Source organism: Methylobacterium sp. A52T, from assembly GCF_053346095.1.
This window is the reverse complement of sequence record NZ_JBKFBI010000024.1, coordinates 18,195-35,099: the sequence shown is the minus strand read 5'-3', so window position 1 is coordinate 35,099 and position 16,905 is coordinate 18,195. Positions and strand designations below refer to the sequence as shown.

Annotated in this window: 14 protein-coding genes and 2 pseudogenes; 5 read left to right on the top strand and 11 right to left on the bottom strand. The window is 74.2% G+C overall.

The window, feature by feature from the left end; translation table 11 throughout:
* Window positions 1–77: 77 nt before the first annotated feature.
* From ACLBYE_RS08640 to ACLBYE_RS08630, 3 genes are all read left to right on the top strand, one after another.
* On the top strand, window positions 78–1,286 hold the full coding sequence (locus ACLBYE_RS08640) for a DUF2252 family protein (RefSeq protein ID WP_447693846.1): 1,209 nt from the start codon (window positions 78–80) through the stop codon (window positions 1,284–1,286).
* Between the two features lie 117 nt (window positions 1,287–1,403).
* Window positions 1,404–2,366 (top strand): acetyl-CoA carboxylase carboxyltransferase subunit alpha, encoded by a 963-nt coding sequence (locus tag ACLBYE_RS08635; RefSeq protein WP_447693845.1) that lies wholly within the window; start codon window positions 1,404–1,406, stop codon window positions 2,364–2,366.
* The gene (locus ACLBYE_RS08630) at window positions 2,363–3,094 is read left to right on the top strand and encodes a DUF1796 family putative cysteine peptidase (RefSeq protein ID WP_447693844.1); all 732 of its coding nucleotides are present in this window, start codon (window positions 2,363–2,365) and stop codon (window positions 3,092–3,094) included. Before ACLBYE_RS08635 ends, ACLBYE_RS08630 begins: the two co-directional genes overlap by 4 nt.
* Before the next feature lie 58 nt (window positions 3,095–3,152).
* On the opposite strand, the gene ACLBYE_RS08625 is transcribed toward ACLBYE_RS08630, so the two are convergent.
* Together ACLBYE_RS08625 and ACLBYE_RS08620 are read right to left on the bottom strand one after the other, a co-directional pair.
* Window positions 3,153–3,404 (bottom strand): DUF1640 domain-containing protein, encoded by a 252-nt coding sequence (locus ACLBYE_RS08625; protein ID WP_020095238.1) that lies wholly within the window; start codon window positions 3,402–3,404, stop codon window positions 3,153–3,155.
* Window positions 3,405–3,502: 98 nt separating this feature from the next.
* Complete coding sequence (locus ACLBYE_RS08620; RefSeq protein WP_447693843.1) at window positions 3,503–4,423, bottom strand: LysR family transcriptional regulator; 921 nt, start codon at window positions 4,421–4,423, stop codon at window positions 3,503–3,505.
* Between the two features lie 272 nt (window positions 4,424–4,695).
* Between ACLBYE_RS08620 and ACLBYE_RS08615 the strand changes: the two genes are divergently transcribed.
* Both ACLBYE_RS08615 and ACLBYE_RS08610 read left to right on the top strand, forming a co-directional pair.
* Complete coding sequence (locus ACLBYE_RS08615) at window positions 4,696–5,874, top strand: MFS transporter (RefSeq protein ID WP_447693842.1); 1,179 nt, start codon at window positions 4,696–4,698, stop codon at window positions 5,872–5,874.
* 160 nt (window positions 5,875–6,034) lie between these two features.
* A pseudogene (locus tag ACLBYE_RS08610) lies at window positions 6,035–6,499 on the top strand (L,D-transpeptidase family protein); the annotation flags it as partial.
* Between the two features lie 1,127 nt (window positions 6,500–7,626).
* On the opposite strand, the gene ACLBYE_RS08605 reads toward ACLBYE_RS08610, so the two are convergent.
* The 9 genes and pseudogenes from ACLBYE_RS08605 to ACLBYE_RS08565 form a co-directional block, all read right to left on the bottom strand.
* Complete coding sequence (locus ACLBYE_RS08605; protein ID WP_012318839.1) at window positions 7,627–7,800, bottom strand: YqaE/Pmp3 family membrane protein; 174 nt, start codon at window positions 7,798–7,800, stop codon at window positions 7,627–7,629.
* 133 nt (window positions 7,801–7,933) lie between these two features.
* Entirely contained in the window at window positions 7,934–9,550 is a 1,617-nt protein-coding gene (locus ACLBYE_RS08600; protein ID WP_447693841.1) for a cytochrome c, read from the bottom strand.
* A gap of 21 nt (window positions 9,551–9,571) precedes the next feature.
* On the bottom strand, window positions 9,572–9,943 hold the full coding sequence (locus ACLBYE_RS08595; protein WP_447693840.1) for a hypothetical protein: 372 nt from the start codon (window positions 9,941–9,943) through the stop codon (window positions 9,572–9,574).
* Window positions 9,943–10,440 (bottom strand): TspO/MBR family protein, encoded by a 498-nt coding sequence (locus ACLBYE_RS08590; protein ID WP_447693839.1) that lies wholly within the window; start codon window positions 10,438–10,440, stop codon window positions 9,943–9,945. Before ACLBYE_RS08590 ends, ACLBYE_RS08595 begins: the two co-directional genes overlap by 1 nt.
* Window positions 10,437–11,754, bottom strand: a pseudogene (locus ACLBYE_RS08585) (geranylgeranyl diphosphate reductase). The gene ACLBYE_RS08590 and the pseudogene ACLBYE_RS08585 overlap by 4 nt, the downstream one beginning before the upstream one ends.
* A 4-nt stretch (window positions 11,755–11,758) precedes the next feature.
* Window positions 11,759–13,297, bottom strand: a complete 1,539-nt coding sequence (locus ACLBYE_RS08580) for a BCD family MFS transporter (protein WP_447693838.1) — start codon at window positions 13,295–13,297, stop codon at window positions 11,759–11,761.
* The gene (chlG, locus tag ACLBYE_RS08575; protein WP_091682495.1) at window positions 13,297–14,181 is read right to left on the bottom strand and encodes a chlorophyll synthase ChlG; all 885 of its coding nucleotides are present in this window, start codon (window positions 14,179–14,181) and stop codon (window positions 13,297–13,299) included. The genes ACLBYE_RS08580 and chlG overlap by 1 nt, the downstream gene beginning before the upstream one ends.
* Window positions 14,182–14,521: 340 nt before the next feature.
* Window positions 14,522–15,967 (bottom strand): transcriptional regulator PpsR, encoded by a 1,446-nt coding sequence (ppsR, locus tag ACLBYE_RS08570; RefSeq protein WP_020095246.1) that lies wholly within the window; start codon window positions 15,965–15,967, stop codon window positions 14,522–14,524.
* Window positions 15,968–15,996: 29 nt separating this feature from the next.
* Entirely contained in the window at window positions 15,997–16,887 is an 891-nt protein-coding gene (locus tag ACLBYE_RS08565; protein ID WP_447693837.1) for a cobalamin B12-binding domain-containing protein, read from the bottom strand.
* Window positions 16,888–16,905 lie beyond the last annotated feature (18 nt).

Sequence of the window (16,905 nt, the reverse complement as noted above, 5' to 3'; positions counted from 1 at the left end):
GAAAAGCCCGGCCTCGCCGTGTTATCGGATTCGGCCGGCCCGTCGAGGCCGGCGGAGCGGCGCGCGGGACCGAACCCATGGACATGCAGGTACCGGCACGATCCGGCCGCGACGCGAGCGTGCTGAACCACCGCCGCCTGTGCAAGATCGCGTCCTCGCCGCACGCCTACGTCCGCGGCAGCACGGCGCGGTTCTACGAGCTGCTCGCCGGGATGCCGGCCGGTACCCTGCCCGAGGGGCCGCCCGTCTGGATCTGCGGCGACGCGCATCTCGGCAATCTCGGCGCGCTCGCCGGCCCGGACGGCGGGATCGACATCCAGATCCGCGACCTCGACCAGACCGTGGTGGCGAACCCGGCCTTCGACCTCGTCCGGCTCGCGCTGTCCCTGGTCACCGCGGCGCTCAACGCGACCCTGCCGGGCATCGTCACCGCCCGGATGATGGACGCCATGGCGGACGGCTACGCCGACGGGATCGCCGATCCCGAGGGCGCCGAGCGCGGCGTCGACCCGTCCGAGATCGTCGTCACGACGAAGCGGCGGGCGCTCGGCCGGCGCTGGCGCCACCTCTCGCGCGAGCGCCTGAAGGGCAAGGCCGCCCGGCTCCCGCGGGGCAGCCGGTTCTTCGACCTCGACGCCGACGAGCAGGACGCGCTGACGGCGCTGATCCGCGACCCGGAGATCCGCCGCCTCGTCCTGGCGCTCGGCAGCGCGGCCGACGACGCCGAGATCCGGCTGCTCGACGCCGCCTACTGGATCAAGGGCTGCAGCTCCCTCGGGCGCCTGCGCTACGCCGCCCTGGTGGAGGTGCTGGGCGGCGACCGCCCGCAGCTCGCCCTCCTCGACGTCAAGGAGGCGGTGCCGCACCTCGCGCCGGCCGCCGCCGGGATCGCGGTGCCGCCCGACCACGCCGCGCGGGTCGTCGCGGGGGCGCGGGCGCTGTCGCCCAACCTCGGCGACCGGATGGTCGCCGGCCACATCGGCGGCACGCCCGTCACCGTCCGCGAGCTGTTGCCGCAGGATCTCAAGATCGACGCCGAGCAGTTCTCCCGCGGCGAGGCGGTCCGCGTCTCCCGGCACCTCGCCGCCATCCTGGGCCGGGCCCACGGCCGCCAGATGGGCGCGTCCGACCGCCGGGCCTGGATCGACGCCGTGCGGGCGCCGGGGCCGGGCCCCGACGCCCCCGGCTGGCTCTGGTCGGCGGTCACCGACCTGATGGGCGCGCACCAGCGCGGCTACCTGGAGCATTGCCGTCGGATCGCCCGGGAGGCGCTGGACGCGGCCTGACGCGGCCCTGACCCGGAGCGCTTCCGCCACGCCGCCGGTTGACACCATCCCCGCCATCGCCAACACCTCCCGCCCGCCGCCTCTCGCGCGGCGGACCCCGGGAAGACCTGTGATACGATGGCGGTGACGCGCACCTACCTCGACTTCGAGAAGCCGGTGGCCGAGCTGGAGGCCAAGCTCGAGGAGCTGCGCGCCGTGAGCGCGCGCGACGGCGCGGTCTCCATCGCCGAGGAGGTCGGCCGGCTCGAGGCCAAGGCCGGCCAGGCGCTCGCCGAGATCTACGCGAATCTGACCCCCTGGCAGAAGACCCAGGTGGCCCGCCACCCGCAGCGGCCGCACTTCGTGGACTACCGCGACGGGCTCATCACCGAGTTCACCCCGCTGGCCGGCGACCGCAGCTTCGGCGAGGACGAGGCGATCCTGGGCGGGTTCGGCCGGTTCCGCGGCCGGCCGGTCCTGGTGCTCGGCCAGGAGAAGGGCGCCACGACCGAGGCGCGGCTGCGCCACAATTTCGGGATGGCCCGGCCCGAGGGCTACCGCAAGGCGGTCCGCCTCATGGAGACCGCCGACCGGTTCGGTCTGCCGGTCCTCGCCTTCGTGGACACTGCCGGCGCCTATCCGGGCATCGAGGCGGAGGAGCGCGGCCAGGCCGAGGCCATCGCCCGCTCGACCGAGGCCTGCCTCGCGCTCGGCGTGCCCAACGTCGCCGTGGTGATCGGGGAGGGCGGCTCGGGCGGCGCGATCGCGCTCGCCACCGCCAACCGGGTGCTGATGCTGGAGCACGCGATCTACGGGGTGATCTCGCCGGAGGGCGCCGCCTCGATCCTGTGGCGCGACCAGGGCCGCGCGTCGGACGCCGCGACCGCCATGAAGATCACCGCCCAGGACCTGCTGCGGCTCGGCGTCATCGACACGATCATCCCGGAGGCCACCGGCGGGGCGCACCGCGACCGCGAGGCGGCGATCCGGGCCGCGGGCGACGCCATCGCCGACGCCCTCGCGCAGTTCGACGGCCTCTCCCCCGTCGAGGTGCGTGACCGGCGCGCCGAGAAGTTCCTGGCGATCGGCCGGACCCTGTGAGCGAGCCCGGGGCGACGGGGGGCCTGTTCGGCGCGCTCGGCCGGCTGCTCGGCCGGCGCGACGCGCGGGAGCCGGGCCGGCACAACCACGTCTCCCTGGGCTGCAATTGCCAGATGGCGCACGTCCTCAAGACGCTCGACCTGCGCCAGTGGTCGGGGCCCCTCGACTGGATCTTCTCCATGCCCGGCATGGCCCGGGACTGCCTCGCCGACGACTTCGCGGCGCTCGTCGACCGGGGCCAGCTGGAGAGCATCCCGGAGGCCGAGCGGCGCGGCCCCGGCATCTGGCGGGGGCGCCACCGCCTCTACCGGGAGCGGCACGGCCTCGAGTGCGTGTTCAACCACCACGACCCGGCGACGAGCGAGGCGGACTACTCCTTCCTCACCGAGGGCGTGCGCCGGCTGCGCCGGGCCCTCGACACGCAGGGCACCGACAACCGGCTCTGGATGATGACCCATCTCCACACGCCCCGGGACGTGGTCGAGGCGATCGACGACCTGCTCGGGCAGCGCGCAAGCCGCAACCACCTGACCTTCGTGCAGCTCGAGACCGGGCACCCGCGCATGGCGGTGGTCGAGGCGGTCGACCTCCGGCCCACCCTGCGCTGGCTCACCGTGCACACGCCCTCGGAGCCGGTCGGCCTGCGGCTCGCCGACCCGGCCGACGACGCGGCGCTGGTGGCGATCATCCGCGCCGAGGCGGCGCGGCGGCCGGCGCTGTTCGCCTGAGCGGGCGGGCCGGGGCAACGCGGCCGGTGCGGCCGCCGGTCCACTCTCCGGGCGGCCGTCAATGCGCGGCGCGCGACAGGGCAACGATCGCGCCGACGATGACGATCGTCTGGAAGCCGATCGAGCCGATCACCCATTTCATGATGTCGAACTTCGCTTCGGCCAGATCGGTCTTGGTGACGAGGTTCGTCAGATCGGAATCCCGACTCTCGCGGATCGCCGCGGTGATCGCCTCGGCCTGATCCTCGGACAGGCCGGTCGCCCGCAGGCGACGGACGAGGGCGTGCGTGTCGAGAGAGAGGGCCGTCATGGGCGACGTTCACGTGTTCGAGCCGTCCGGGTCGATCGACCGAATCCGGATGGCAGCCTCCGCGAACGTGGCGCCTTCATCCCGCCGGGGCAAGCAGCTCAAAGTTGGGCGCCCGGCGCGGTCACGCGCGTCTGCTCCGCCAGGAAATCCACCAGCACCCGCACCCGGGCCGGCATGGCCGGGCCGCCCACGAACACCGCGTGGATCGCCTCCCGGTCCTGCGGGTTGAACGGCTCCAGGAGCGGCACCAGGCGGCCGGAGGCCAGTTCGTCGGCGATGTGGAAGTTGCCCACGCGCGTGATACCGGCGCCCCGTACCGCGAGCTGGACCAGGGTCTCACCGTTGTTGGCCGCGACATTGCCGGTGACCGGCAGGAGGACGTCGCGCCCGTCCTCCCGGAATGGCCATCCCGGCTCGGCCCGGCGAAAGGTGAAATCCAGGCAGTTGTGCCCCGCCAGATCGGCCGGCCGGTGCGGGGTGCCGACCCGGGCGAGGTAGGCCGGCGCCGCGACCACGGTTCGGCCGGTCTCGCCGAGGCGGCGGGCGGTGAGCGGGCTGTCGGCGAGCGGCCCGAACCGGATCGCCACGTCGGCGTGGCCGCCCAGCACGTCGGCGAGCTCGTCGCTGAGGTCGATCTCGACGGTGATGCCGGGATGGCGCTCCACGAACGCGGCGAGCAGCGGCACGATCACGAGCCGGCCGTGGGCGGTGGCGGCGCTGACCCGGACCCGCCCGCGCGGGCAGCCCCGGTCGGCCAAAGCGGCCTCGGTCTCGTCGAGATCCGCCAGGATGCGGCGCGCGGCGCGCCCGTAGGTCTCGCCCTCGGCGGTGAGCCGGAGGGTCCGGGTGGTCCGCACGAGGAGCTGCGCGCCGAGCCGCGCCTCGGTCCGGGCGACGATCCGGCTGACCGCCGAGGGCGTCAGCCCGAGCCGGCGCGCCGCCCCCGACAGGCTGCCGGCCTCCGCCACCGCCACGAACACCGCCATCTCGCCCGCCCGATCGATCCTGTCGCGCAGCATGGTGCCCGTCCCCTCGGTGGCCGGAGGTGCTCCCGGCGGTGCGACCCCGTCCGGGCGGTCGCGCGCGTTCAGCGGTGCGGCGCGGTGACCGCCCATCGGCGCGGACCCATCCGGGTGCGGGCGGAAGCGGCCCGCAGGGTGCCCCGTTCAACCTCCGTCGGCAAGCCGGCATTCGTGCCGCTGGCGCACAGATCCTGGTCCGAAGCGGGGGCTACTAACCCGAAGACGAATCCGCCACTTGCCGTTCCGGAACGAACGGAGACGCGGATCCCATGGTGCTCAACCCACCCCTGCTCGCCCTCGCGGTCGGTGCCTTCGGCATCGGCGTGACCGAGTTCACCCCCATGGGCATGCTGCCCCTCATCGCGAACGACCTGAACGTGTCGATCCCCGCGGCGGGCCTCGTGGTCAGCGCCTACGCGGTCGGCGTCCTGATCGGCGCGCCGCTGATGACGCTGGCCACCGCGCGCGTGGGCCGGCGACGCCTGCTGATCGGGCTGATGGCGATCTTCACCCTCGGCAACCTGATGGCGGCGCTCGCCGACAGCTACGCCATGCTGGTCGTCGCCCGGCTGGTGACCTCGCTGAACCACGGCGCCTTCTTCGGGATCGGCTCGGTGGTGGCCGCCGGGATCGTGCCGCCGCAGCATCGCGCCGCCGCGGTGGCCGCGATGTTCTCCGGGCTCACCATCGCGCTGATCGGCGGCGTGCCGCTCGCCGCCTGGTTCGGCGAGAGGCTCGGCTGGCGCGCGGCCTTCTGGGCCATCGCGTGCATCGGCGTCCTCGCCATGCTGGCGCTGCGCCTCGCGCTGCCGGAGCTGAAGCCCGAGGTCGGCGACGACCTGCGGGCGGAGCTGCGCGTGCTCGGGCGCGGGCCGGTGCTCGCCGCCCTCGCCCTGACCGTCGTCGGCGCCAGCGCGATGTTCACGGTGTTCACCTACATCGTGCCGATCCTGCGGACCGAGACCGGCGCGGAGACCCCGTTCGTGACCGCGATGCTCGTCCTCTACGGTCTCGGCCTCACCGTCGGCAACTGGCTCGGGGGCCGCCTCGCCGACCGCTCGATGGACGGCACGATCATCGGATCCCTCGCCGGGCTCGTCGTCGTCCTGGTGCTGTTCACCGGTGGCATGCACGGAGAGGTGTCGGCGACGCTTCTGATCTTCCTCTGGGGCGTGGGCAGCTTCGCCCTGGTGCCGCCGCTCCAGATGCGGGTGATGGAGCAGGCCGCGGAGGCACCCAACCTCGCCTCGGCGATGAATATCGGCGCCTTCAACCTCGGCAACGCGGTCGGGGCGGCCGTCGGCGGGGCGGTGATCGATGCCCGACTCGGCTACCCGGCGGTGTCGCTGGCCGGCGCCGCCCTGGCGCTGGCCGGCCTCGTCCTCGTGCTGTGGCTCGGCCGCGGCGGCCGGGCGCGCCCCGCCACGGTCACGGCGCGCTGTGGATAGCGCGCATCCGCCGGCTCTCCACACCGGAGAACAATCCAGTGTTGCAGCCGGGTCCTTGCGGTAAGGAAGGCGCAAGCTTAACGAGCCTATTGGGTTGGGGAGTGGCACCCGACGCGGCCAGCAAGGCCCGCGGGCGCGCGTAAGACGATCGAGGTTCCCCATGACGGCGCGTCTCGCGACCGCGCGACTGCTGGCGGCGGCGTCCCTGCTGGCCCTGTCGCTCGCCGCCTGCCAGGACGGTTCCGGGATCAACGGCCCGAGCGCGCGCAGCCTCGCGCCGATCGCCCCCCAGACCGTCGCGTTGATGCAGTCCAAGGGGATGCAGCCCTCCGACCCGATCCTGATCCGCACCTTCAAGAAGGAGGCGGAGATGGAGATCTGGAAGCGGGGGAGCGACGGCCGCTACGCCCTCATGAAGACCTACCCGATCTGCCGCTGGTCCGGCCAGCTCGGGCCGAAGACCCGCGAGGGCGACCGGCAGGCGCCGGAGGGCTTCTACACGATCACCCCGGGCCTGATGAACCCGAACTCGTCGTACTACCTCTCGTTCGACACGGGCTTCCCGAACGCCGTCGACCGGGCCAACGGGCGCACCGGCAAGTACCTGATGGTGCACGGCACCTGCTCGTCGGCGGGCTGCTTCGCCATGACCGACGCCACCATCGCGGAGATCTACGCCGTCGCCCGCGACGCGTTCATCGGCGGCCAGCGCAGCTTCCAGTTCCAGTCCTACCCGTTCCGGATGACGGCCGAGAACATGGCCAAGTTCCGCAACGACCCGAACATCGCCTTCTGGCAGAACCTCAAGGAGGGGTCCGACTATTTCGAGGCCCTGCACGAGGAGCCGAAGGTCGGCCAGTGCGGCACCAAGTACGTGTTCGGCGGGGCCGACGCGGCCGCCGGCTCGTGCAAGCCCCGTGTCGACCCGCTGGTGGCGGAGAAGAGCGCGCGCGACACGCACGCGGTCGCCGACCTCGTCGCCAAGGGCACGCCGGCGGTGCGGGTCGTCTACCAGGACGGCGGCCAGAACCCGGTCTTCCGCCCGCAGAACGCCAGCGCCTTCGCGAGCCTCGGCGGCACCGAGACGGTGCTGCCCTACGACGCCAAGGAGTACGGCCGGCACAATCTCGGCGACGTGAGCCGGCCCGAGACCCTGGCGGCCGGCCCGCAGGAGATCGAGCTCGCGCCGAAGGCCCAGCCCACGATGCTGGCCGGCGCCGAGCCGGCGGCCGCGGCCCGCGCCGCGAAGGCCGGCGGCAGGGGGCACGGGCGGGAGCCCGCGGCGCCCGCCACGCCCACGACACTCATGGCGAACCGCGCCGATCCCGGCGCGCAGGTCGAGACCACGGCGGCCCTGCCCGACAAGCCCGCCCGCATCGCGGTGGCGGACGCGGACGGCGATGCGAGCAGCTACCAGAAGCTGTTCGGCCAGCTCTTCGCCAAGGACAAGCCGGCCCCGGCGGCGCCCGCGACCCCGGCGGGCCGCGCCGGGGGGGGGGCCCCCGGGGGGCCGGGGGCCGGCGCGGCGGGCCGCGCCCCGGCCCCGGGCGCCCCCCGCCGCGGTCGTGCCCACGGCGGCGCCGGAGCCGGCGAAGATCGCCCACGCCGCCGAGACGGTCGCGCCGAGGGCCGCCAAGGGCCACGCGGTGAAGACCGCGAAGGCGGAATCGAAGGCCGACGCGAGGGGCGAGGGGAAGGCGGAGAAGCCCGCCCTCCGGAAGGGCGAGCCCGAGGGCCGGAAGCCCTGACGGCTCAGACCAGCGGCCGGTCGCGGTTCATCAGCCACAGGGCGTGGACCGTGCCGGGCAGCCAGCCGAGGATCCACAGCAGGATGTTCAGCAGGAACTGAAGGCCGAAGCCCGTGGTGACGAGCACGGCGATCGGCGGGAAGAAGATCGCGAGCAGGATGCGGACGAGGCTGGACACGGGAACTCCGGGCGTGAGGTCGGCACGTCCCGGCTCCAACGAAACACGGTTTTATCCGTTCCGCCCGATCTGATCCCGAACTCGCCCCGACGGCCCCGAAAACCCCGGCAGGCCGGGGCCGCGGGGCGGCGCCTCAGTTCTTCGCCGGCGGCGTGGTGGCGGAGGGGACGTTGGCGGCCTGCTTCTCCGGGTGCTTCACCTGGCTGTAGGCGACGTTCGCGAAGGTGCCGATCACCGCGGGCCAGCTCGGGTTGCCGTATTGCGGGTCGTCGCGGCCGACCTTGCAGAAGGCCGTGGTCAGGCCGTTGACGATGTCGTCGTCGGTGACCCCGGTCGGCTCCGCCTTCACCTGCTGCACCAGCCGGGCGAGGGTCGGGACGAAGTCCTGCTGCTTCAGGCCCTTCAGGCTCGCCTGGAGGCCGATCTTGTCGAAGGCGGCCTTGAGCTTGTCCTGCTCGATCTCCGCGCAGGGCGCCGTGCCGGCCAGCATGGTCTTGGTGGCGGCGCGCGCCTCCGAGGCCTTCTCGCCGGTCACGACCGGCGCCTTGTTGCCCCAGGAATTGCGGATGTAGTCGGTGACGTTCTTCACCTCGACGTCGGTCATCTGCTGGCCGATCGCCACCATCGGGGCGAGCCCGCTCTGGGCGGCGAGCCCGCCGTAGATCACGCGCAGCACCGTCTCGGGCCCCTCGGACTGGACCGAGGTGTTGCCGGCGAGCGCCGGGACCGCGCCCTCGATGCCCTTGCCGTCGGGCTGGTGGCAGGAGGAGCAGTAGGTCAGGTAAGTGGAGGCGCCGGGCGCGTCGGGCGTGTCGAAGGCCGTGAGGTCCTTCGGCTTGTAGGTCTGCTTGGCCGGCACGGTGCGCAGGTACGCCACCATGGCCTTCAGGTCCTCCTCCTTCACCTTGGAGAGGGATTCCATGATGGTCTGGCGCATCGGCCCGGCGGCGACGCCCGGCCGGTCGCCCGGGGCGGTGCCGGTCTTGAGGTAGGTCACCACCTGCTCGTCGGTCCAGGCGCCGATGCCCTGGTGGCCGTCCGGGGTGATGTTGGGCGCGTACCAGCCGTCGATCACGCCGCCGCCGAACCGGCCCGCGAAGCTCGAGTTGCCGACGAGCTTGTTCTCGTTGTGGCACATGGCGCAGTGGCCGAGCCCCTCCACGAGGTAGCCGCCGCGATTCACCTCGGCGCTGGCCTTCGGGTCGGGCTTGAACCGCTCCTCGGTGAAGAAGGCCGTCCGCCACGTCACCAGCGCCGTGCGGACGCTGAACGGGAACGGGATCTGGCTCTCCTTCCGCTTCTCGTTCACGGCCGGGACCGACTGGAGGTAGGCCCAGATCGCCTTGGTGTCCTCGTCGGTGACCTTGGTGAACCACGCGAACGGGAAGGCCGGGTACAGGTAGCCGACGTTCTTGCTGTAGCCGTGCCGGAACGCCTGGTCGAAGTCGGCGTAGCTCCAGTTGCCGAGGCCCGTCTCCTTGTCGGGGGTGAGGTTGGGGGTCATGATCACGCCGAAGGGCATGTTCAGCGCGTAGTTGCCGGCGAGGTACTTGCCGCCCGGCGCCGTGTGGCAGGCCGCGCAGTCGCCCATCGTCACGAGGTACTTGCCGCGCTCGATCTGGTCGGCCGAGCCGTCCTGCGCCAGCGCTGGGGCGGCCAGGAGCAGGCCCGCGAGGAACGGGGCGGCCCGCATCGGGGCGAGCCGCGTCGGGGCCGCGCGGCCGGAGGAGAGGGCTCTCGTGCGCTGCATGCCGCGTCTCCCATCCCGATTTTAGAGCTGTTTGAAACTTGTGACGCGCGTGAACGCGGCCGTCGCGGGCGTTGTTCCGGCCGGCGCCGCGCTGCGGCGTTGTGCCGTGGCCGCCCGGACCCGCAGGACGAGGTCGGCGAGATGGGCGACGAGCCCGGCGAGCATCCACCCGGCGACCGCGACCCAGCCGCTCCCCACGAGCGCCGCCCGCAGGGCCAGCATCAGGGCGGCGCCGGAGGCGAGGTTGGCCAGCAGGGACGGCAGCGGCGGGCCGCCCCGGCGGGCGAGCCACGCCAGGGCGAGCGCCTCCAGGGCGACGAGCAGGAGGATCCCGTCGACGATCCGGCCCGACGCGAAGGCGGGGCCGAGGACCGGGTCGAGGAGCGCCCCCATCAGGCGGGCTCCGCGAACGGCCCGTTGAGGCGGACGATCCGCAGGTTCAGGCAGGCGGCGACGCTGACCCAGGCGAGGTAGGGCAGGTTCATGAGCCCCGCCGCGCCCGAGACCCGGCCGGTCACCAGCACCAGCGCGGCGATGGACAGCCACAGGACCGCGACCTCGGCCAGCGCCCAGTCGGGCCGGCGGAACCGGAAGAACAGCACGCTCCAGGCGATGTTGAGCACCCCGTTCACCGCGTAGGCGGCCAGCAGGACGCCCCGGGCGACGGGGTCGGTGTCGCCGTTCCAGGCCAGCACGCCGGCCGTGGTGGTGAGCGCGAAGATCACCGCCCAGACCGGCCCGAAGGCCCAGTCCGGCGGCTTCCAGGCCGGGACCCGCAGGCGCCGGTACCACGTGTCCGTCGTGGTCGCGAGGCCGCCGGCCACGGCCACCAGCACGGCGGCGACCGCCGCCACCACGGGCGGCCCCAGATCGGCGGCGGCGAGGCTCACGGCGAGACCCAGCGGAACAGGTGCGCGAGGTCCTTGAAGAAGATCCGCGCGTGGGCGGCGGGCTTCGCGCGGACCAGCTCCTTGTTCATGTAGCTGTCCCAGGTGAGCTGCTGGACGTCCTTGTCCCGGCAGATCGAGACGAAGCGCTCGCGCAGGCCGTCGCTGCGGTACCAGACCCACTGCATCATCCCGAGGATCCAGAACACGCGCCCGTGCAGCTTCATGAACTGCTTCCGCGCGCCCGCGAGGGCGCGCGCGTCCCCGGTCCGCAGGAAGGCGGGGGGGGGCCCCGCCCCCCCCCCGCCGCCCCGCGGCGCGGGGGGGGACCCCCCCCCCGGGGGCGCGCGGGCCCCGGGGCGGCAGGAGGGCGGCGGCGGCCCCGGCCGACAGCCGGCCGCCGAGCATCGCGTAGTAGATCCCCTCGCCGGAGGCCGGCGCGACGACGCCCGCGGCGTCGCCCGCGAGCAGCACGTCCCGGCCGTTGTCCCAGCGCTTCAGGGGCTTCAGCGGCAGCGGCGCCCCCTCGCGGCGGACGGTCTCGGCGTTGTCGAGGCCGGTGGCGGCGCGCAGGGCCCGGATCGAGGAGCGCAGCGAGAACCCCTTCCGCGCGCTGCCGGTGCCGATGCTCAGCGTGTCCCCGTGGGGGAAGATCCAGCTGTAGAAGTCCGGCGAGTGGCGGCCCTGGTAGTAGACGTCGCACCGGGTGGCATCGACCGACCCGGCCCCGGGGGCGCCGGCCTCCGGGACCCGCAGGATCTCGTGATAGGCGAAGACCTGCCGCATCTTGGCGTGGCCCGGCACCTCCGCGCGGCCGACCGGCGAGCAGGCGCCGTCGGCGCCGAGGACGAGGCGGGCCCGGACGGCGTGGCGGGCGAGGTCGGCGCCCGCGCCGGTGGTGAAGTGGACCAGCGGCGGCCCGTCGTCGGGCCGGGTGATCCGGTCGTAGGCCGCCGCCCGCAGGTCGGCGCCGGCCGCCGCGGCCCGCTCGCGCAGCCACGGGTCGAAGTGCTCGCGGTCGACCATGCCGACGAAGCCCTCGCCCACCGGCATGTCGACGGCCTTGCCGCTCGGCGCCACCATCCGGGCGGACCGGATCTTCGCCACCAAGAGCGCGTCCGGGATCGCGAAGTCCCGGATCAGCCGCGGCGGGATCGCGCCGCCGCAGGGCTTGATCCGGCCGGGCTTGTCGAGGAGCAGCACCGCGTGGCCGGCCCGGGCGAGGTCGGTCGCCGCCGTGGCGCCGGCCGGCCCGCCGCCGACCACGACGACGTCGTAGCTGTCGCGGCCGGGGCCGCCATCGTCCAACCGAGCCATGGCCTCACCTCGCGCTGAAGGCAGGATCGAGCGGCACCGGATCCGGTGCCGGAGCGGGTTCGAGCCGCGCCGCCAGGACGACCGCGACGAGGAACAGCAGCCCTTCCGCGGCGAAGACCGCCGCGTAGGCCTGGACGGGTTCGGCGGTGACCAGCCGGACGGCGTCGACCGCCACGGCCCCGAGGAAGCCGCCGGCCCCGAAGGCGACGCCCTGCGCGGCGCCCCAGACGCCCATGCGGGTGCCGCGCTCCCGCGCGTCGCCGCGGCCGGCGAGCGCCATCATCGAGCCGATGGCGGCGACCGCGTAGGCGCCGTTGGCCACCCCGAGGGCGAAGACCGTCGCGCGCAGGGGGAAGTCCGATCCCGCCGCCGCGCCGCTCGCCAGGGCGAAGAGGGCGGCGGCCGAGCCGGCGCAGCCGATCCCGATCCAGAGCCGCAGGGAGGCGAGGACGGTGCCGCGGGCGAGGAGCGTCACCGCCGCCACCAGCAGCATGCCGGCGAGCACGCCGCCGTGCTGGAGGCCGGCGAGCTTGGTGGTGGCGCCGGGGCTCATCGCGAACACGAGGCCGGCATAGGGCTCCAGGATCAGCTCTTGGGCGCTGTAGGCCAGCATCGACACGAAGACGAAGATCGTGAAGGTCCGGCTCACGGGGTCGGCCAGCACGTGGGCCAGCACGGTGAAGAACGGGCGGCGCGCCTCCGCGGCCTCGGGCGCCCGGACCGGCAGGCGGCGCTCGACGCCGGCGACCGCGAGCGCCGCCACGCAGAAGGCGACGAGCGAGACCGTGCCCGACACGGCCACGAGGCGCGGGCCGGAGAACGGGTCGAGGAAGTGCCCGGCGAGCGGCGCCGTGACGGCGAAGCCGACGATCATCATCACCCAGACGACGGTGGCGGCCGCGCCCCGCCGGGCCGGCGCGACGCCGCCCGACAGCAGGACGAGGAGGGAGGTCCCGGCCGCGCCGACGCCCATGCCGACGCACAGGAACGAGAGGGCGGCGAGCGCCAGCCCCAGGGCGAGGCTCTCGGCCGCCAGCGCGGTGCCGCAGGCGGCGCCGAACCCGCCGAGGCAGAGGGCCGCCATGCCGCCGACGATCCAGGGGGTGCGCCGGCCGCTGCGGTCGGAGCCGTAGCCCCAGCGCGGGCGCAGGACCTGCACGGCGTAGTGCAGGGCGACCAGCAGCCCCGGCACGAGGGCGGGCAGCGCCAGCTCCACCACCATGACCCGGTTGAGGGTGGCGGTCATCAGCACGACGACGCTGCCCAGCGCGGTCTGAACGAGGCCGAGGCGGACGATCTGGGGCCAGCCGAGGCCGTCGGCCGCGCCGGGCTGTCCGGGCACCCGTCCACGAGAGCCGCGACGTGCCCCCTCTCCCGTGCGGGAGAGGGTTGGGGTGAGGGTCGAGAACTCTCCGGATCGAGCGCGCCCCTCACCCTGTCCCTCTCCCGCACGGGAGAGGGGACCCGCGCCCGGCCCAGAAACCGGTTGCGCAGTGGAGGAATCGAGAGCCCCCGTGCGGTGCGCGCGCGACTCGATCCCCATCACGCCCCTCCCACCAGCGGGCGCAGCGCGAAGGCCGAGACCAGCATGCCGAGGACGTAGAGGGTGGTGCCGGTGCCGTTGTACCAGATCGCCCGCTCCCGGGGATTCTCGAGGAACCGGGCCATCAGGGCGAACTGCCCGGCGAGCAGCGCGGCGACGAGGCCGGCGTGCCAGTAGCGCTCCCAGCCGACGAGGAGCGCGATCACCGCCACCTGCGGCAGGGCCATGACCAGGCAGGCGAAGCGCGCGGCGCGCTCGGAGCCCATCTGCACCGGCAGCGACAGCAGCCCCATCCGGCGGTCGCCCTCCACGGACTTGAAGTCGTTGAGGGTCATGATGCCGTGGGCGCCGGCCGCGTAGAGCAGCGCCACCAGGAGCACCCGCCGGTCGGGCAGGGCGGCGGCCATGACGGCGGCGCCGGTGAACCAGGGCAGCCCCTCGTAGCAGAGCGCCACCGCGGCGTTGCCCCACCAGCCGTTCCGCTTCAGCCGCACCGGCGGCGCCGAGTAGATCCAGGCCAGAACCAGCCCGAACAGCGCGGCCCCGAGGATCCAGGGCCCGAGCGCGGCGGCCACCGCCAGCGACAGCGCCGTCCAGGCGAGGGCGAGGTAGAGCCCCCAGCGGCCCGGGATCCGCCCGGAGGGGATCGGCCGGTTCGGCTCGTTGATCGCGTCGACGTGGCGGTCGAACCAGTCGTTGGCGGCCTGGCTGGTGGCGCAGACCAGCGGGCCGGCCAGCAGGATGCCGGCGGCGATCACCGGCCACTGGCCGCTGGCCGGCTGGCCCGAGGAGATTACCCCGCAGGCGAAGGCCCACATCGGCGCGAACCACGTGAGCGGCTTCAGCAGCTCGATGACTGCGCTCGGGGCGGGCGTAGCGGTCATGGCGGGAGGCTACCGGCGCCCGACGGAGTGTCAAGCCAGATTTACACCGCACGCCAGCATGTGCGCGACGTTTGTCGAATAAATACAGCGGCGGACCAGAAATACATTATCCGAAACACCGAAAAACCGTGCCGGCAGGACCGCCCGCGCGGGCCCTTTCCGGCGCTCCGGCGGCGCCCCGGGCGCTCCCGGCGACCCCTATCCGCGAGGACGATTCCGGGATCCTCGAGGACTTCGGTGCCGGGATCCGAGCGGGTCCGGCGGGCCCCGCCGCGCGCACCTTCGGGGATGGGAAAGGATGGGACGGGTGCCGCCGCGCCCGGAGGCCGGGCCCGGAGCCTCAGATGTCCTCGACCGGGCCGTCCAGGTCGCCGACGCCGTAGCGGCGCATCTTGGCGTAGAGGCCCTGCCGGCTCAAGCCGAGCATCTCGGCCGCCGAGGCCCGGTTGTCCCGGGTGATCCGCAGGGCCGCCTCGATGCAGAGCTTCTCGATCAGGTCGGTCGTCTCGCGCACCAGGGTCTTCATCGAGACCCGGCCGACCAGCTCAGTCATCTGCTCCACCGAGCGGGGCACCTCCCGCCCGACCCCGGGACGCCCCTCGGCGATCCGCCGCGGGCCCGACCGGATGGCGAAGCCCAGGCAGGGGCGGGCGCCGGCCACCGACACGGCGGCGACCTCCACGTCCTCCATGCCGCCGTAGGCGCCGCGGACGACGGTGGCGAAGCGGCGCACGGCGCCGTGGTCGACGAGGGTCGCGAACAGCGCCTGCGCCTCGGTCTCGTCGCGGCCGAGCCAGTGGTCGAGGGTGCGCCCGCGGGCCTGGCCCACCGTGGCGAGTTGCGCCAGCTCCAGGAAGGCGGCGTTGGCCATGAGGATCCGCCGCGCCGAATCGGTGACCACGAAGCCCTCCGGCATCGCCTCGATCACCGCGGCGGTGGGCGCCTCCTGGTCGGGTCCGGGCGCCGCCGTCGCCGGGTCGGCGACCAGCTGCAGCAGGGCGCTCGCGCCGCCCTCGCCCCGGAACAGCGAGGCCGAGACCGTGACCTCCCCGCGCCCGTGCTGCAGCGCCGCCCGGATCTCGCCCGCCTGCCCGGTCGCCCGCAGGGCGGCGAACTGCGCCTCCAGGGCCCGGGTGCTGGCGGGGTCGAACAGCTCGACGGCGTCCTGCCCGGCGATGCGCTTGGCCGGGCGCCCGAGGAGGCGCGCCGCGGCCGGGTTGGCCTCGGCCACCCGGCGCGTGCCGGCATCGACCACCAGCACCGGCTCGCCGGAAATCTGGAACAGGAGCCGGTAGCGGGTCTCGGCGGCGCGGAGCCGGTCGTAGTCCCGCTCCAGGGCCTGCTGGGTCTCCACCAGCCGGCGCTGCAGGGCGGCCACCGCCCGCATGTCGCGCCCGAGCACGAGGATCGGGCCGCCCTCCGAGGGCCGGATCGACGCGTAGCGGATCGGCAGGTCGGCGCCGTCGGGCGAGGGGTGGTTCACCTGGCGCCAGCGGGTGATGCCGTCGGCCCCGGCGTCCCGCAGCAGGGCGTCGACCTTCGGGCGGCTCTCCACCGTGACGGTGTCGATCCAGCGCCGGCCCAGCCAGCCCGCCACGGTCTCGGCCGCGAGGTCGGCGCCGACCGTGGCGTCCCGAATCACCCCGTCCGCGTCGATCACCAGGGAGAGGTCCGCGGACGCCGCGACGATGCGCCCGACCGCCTCGCCCTGGAGGAGGCCGGCCACCTGCTGCAGGGCCGCGGGCGGCGACTGCGGGGAGGGGCGGGGCTGAGGGGTCACGGTCACCGCAATGTGAAAGTCGGTTTGAGGCCCTTTCAGCAGGCCAGTGCCTGTCTGTCCAGCAAAGCTTCGGCCGCGGCGGGCGCGAGGCACGCGTCCGACGCGCAGGCATCCGCCCCGACGATCCCCGCCTCGCCGCCGTGGCGCGCGAAGAAGGGGCCGCCGACCAGCACCCGGACGTCCCGGTTGCGCGAATCGCGGCGCACCTCCGCCACCGTCGCCGTCAGGACCGGCAGCAGGACGTCGCAGGAGAGCGACAGGCCGACCACGTCGAACCAGTCGGACCGGAGCAGGTCCAGGGGGTCGACCCCCGGCCCGGGCACCGCGGTGGTCACGTCCCAGCCGGCCTCCCGGAAGAAGCTCGCGACCAGCGACAGGCCGAAGACGTGGGTCTCGCCCGGGCAGGGCAGCAGCAGGACGCTGCGCCCGTTGGCCGGGACCGATTCGCGCTCCAGCTCGGCGCAGAGGCGGCGGCTCACGGTGTGGAGCCGCCCGAGGGCCTCGGTCACCGCCAGGAAGTCGCAGGCATCCTCCTCCCAGAGGGCGCCGAGGTGCCGGGCGGCCGGGGCGAGCAGGTCGAGGAGCAGGCGCGGGAGCGGCAGGCCGCCGTCGCGCAGGGCGTCCACGCGGGCGTCGAGGTCGACCGGGCCGGAGGCCAGGAGCAGGGCGCTGAAGTCGGCAATCTCCCGCGCGCTCGGCGCCCGGTCCGCCGGGACGGCGCGGCCGGCGGGCCGGTGGGCGAGCATCAGGCGGGGCAGGATCTCCGCCTCGACGACCTTGGCGAGCGCGTCGGGCACGGGCCGGTGCAGGTCGGGCCAGCCGAGGGTCGCGTCGCGGAACACGGGGAGCCCGTCGCTCACGGGGCTGCAGCCGGCCGCGGACGGACCGTGATCCAGACGGCCACCGAAATGCCTCCAGTTTCCCATCGGCATCCTCCCTGAGAC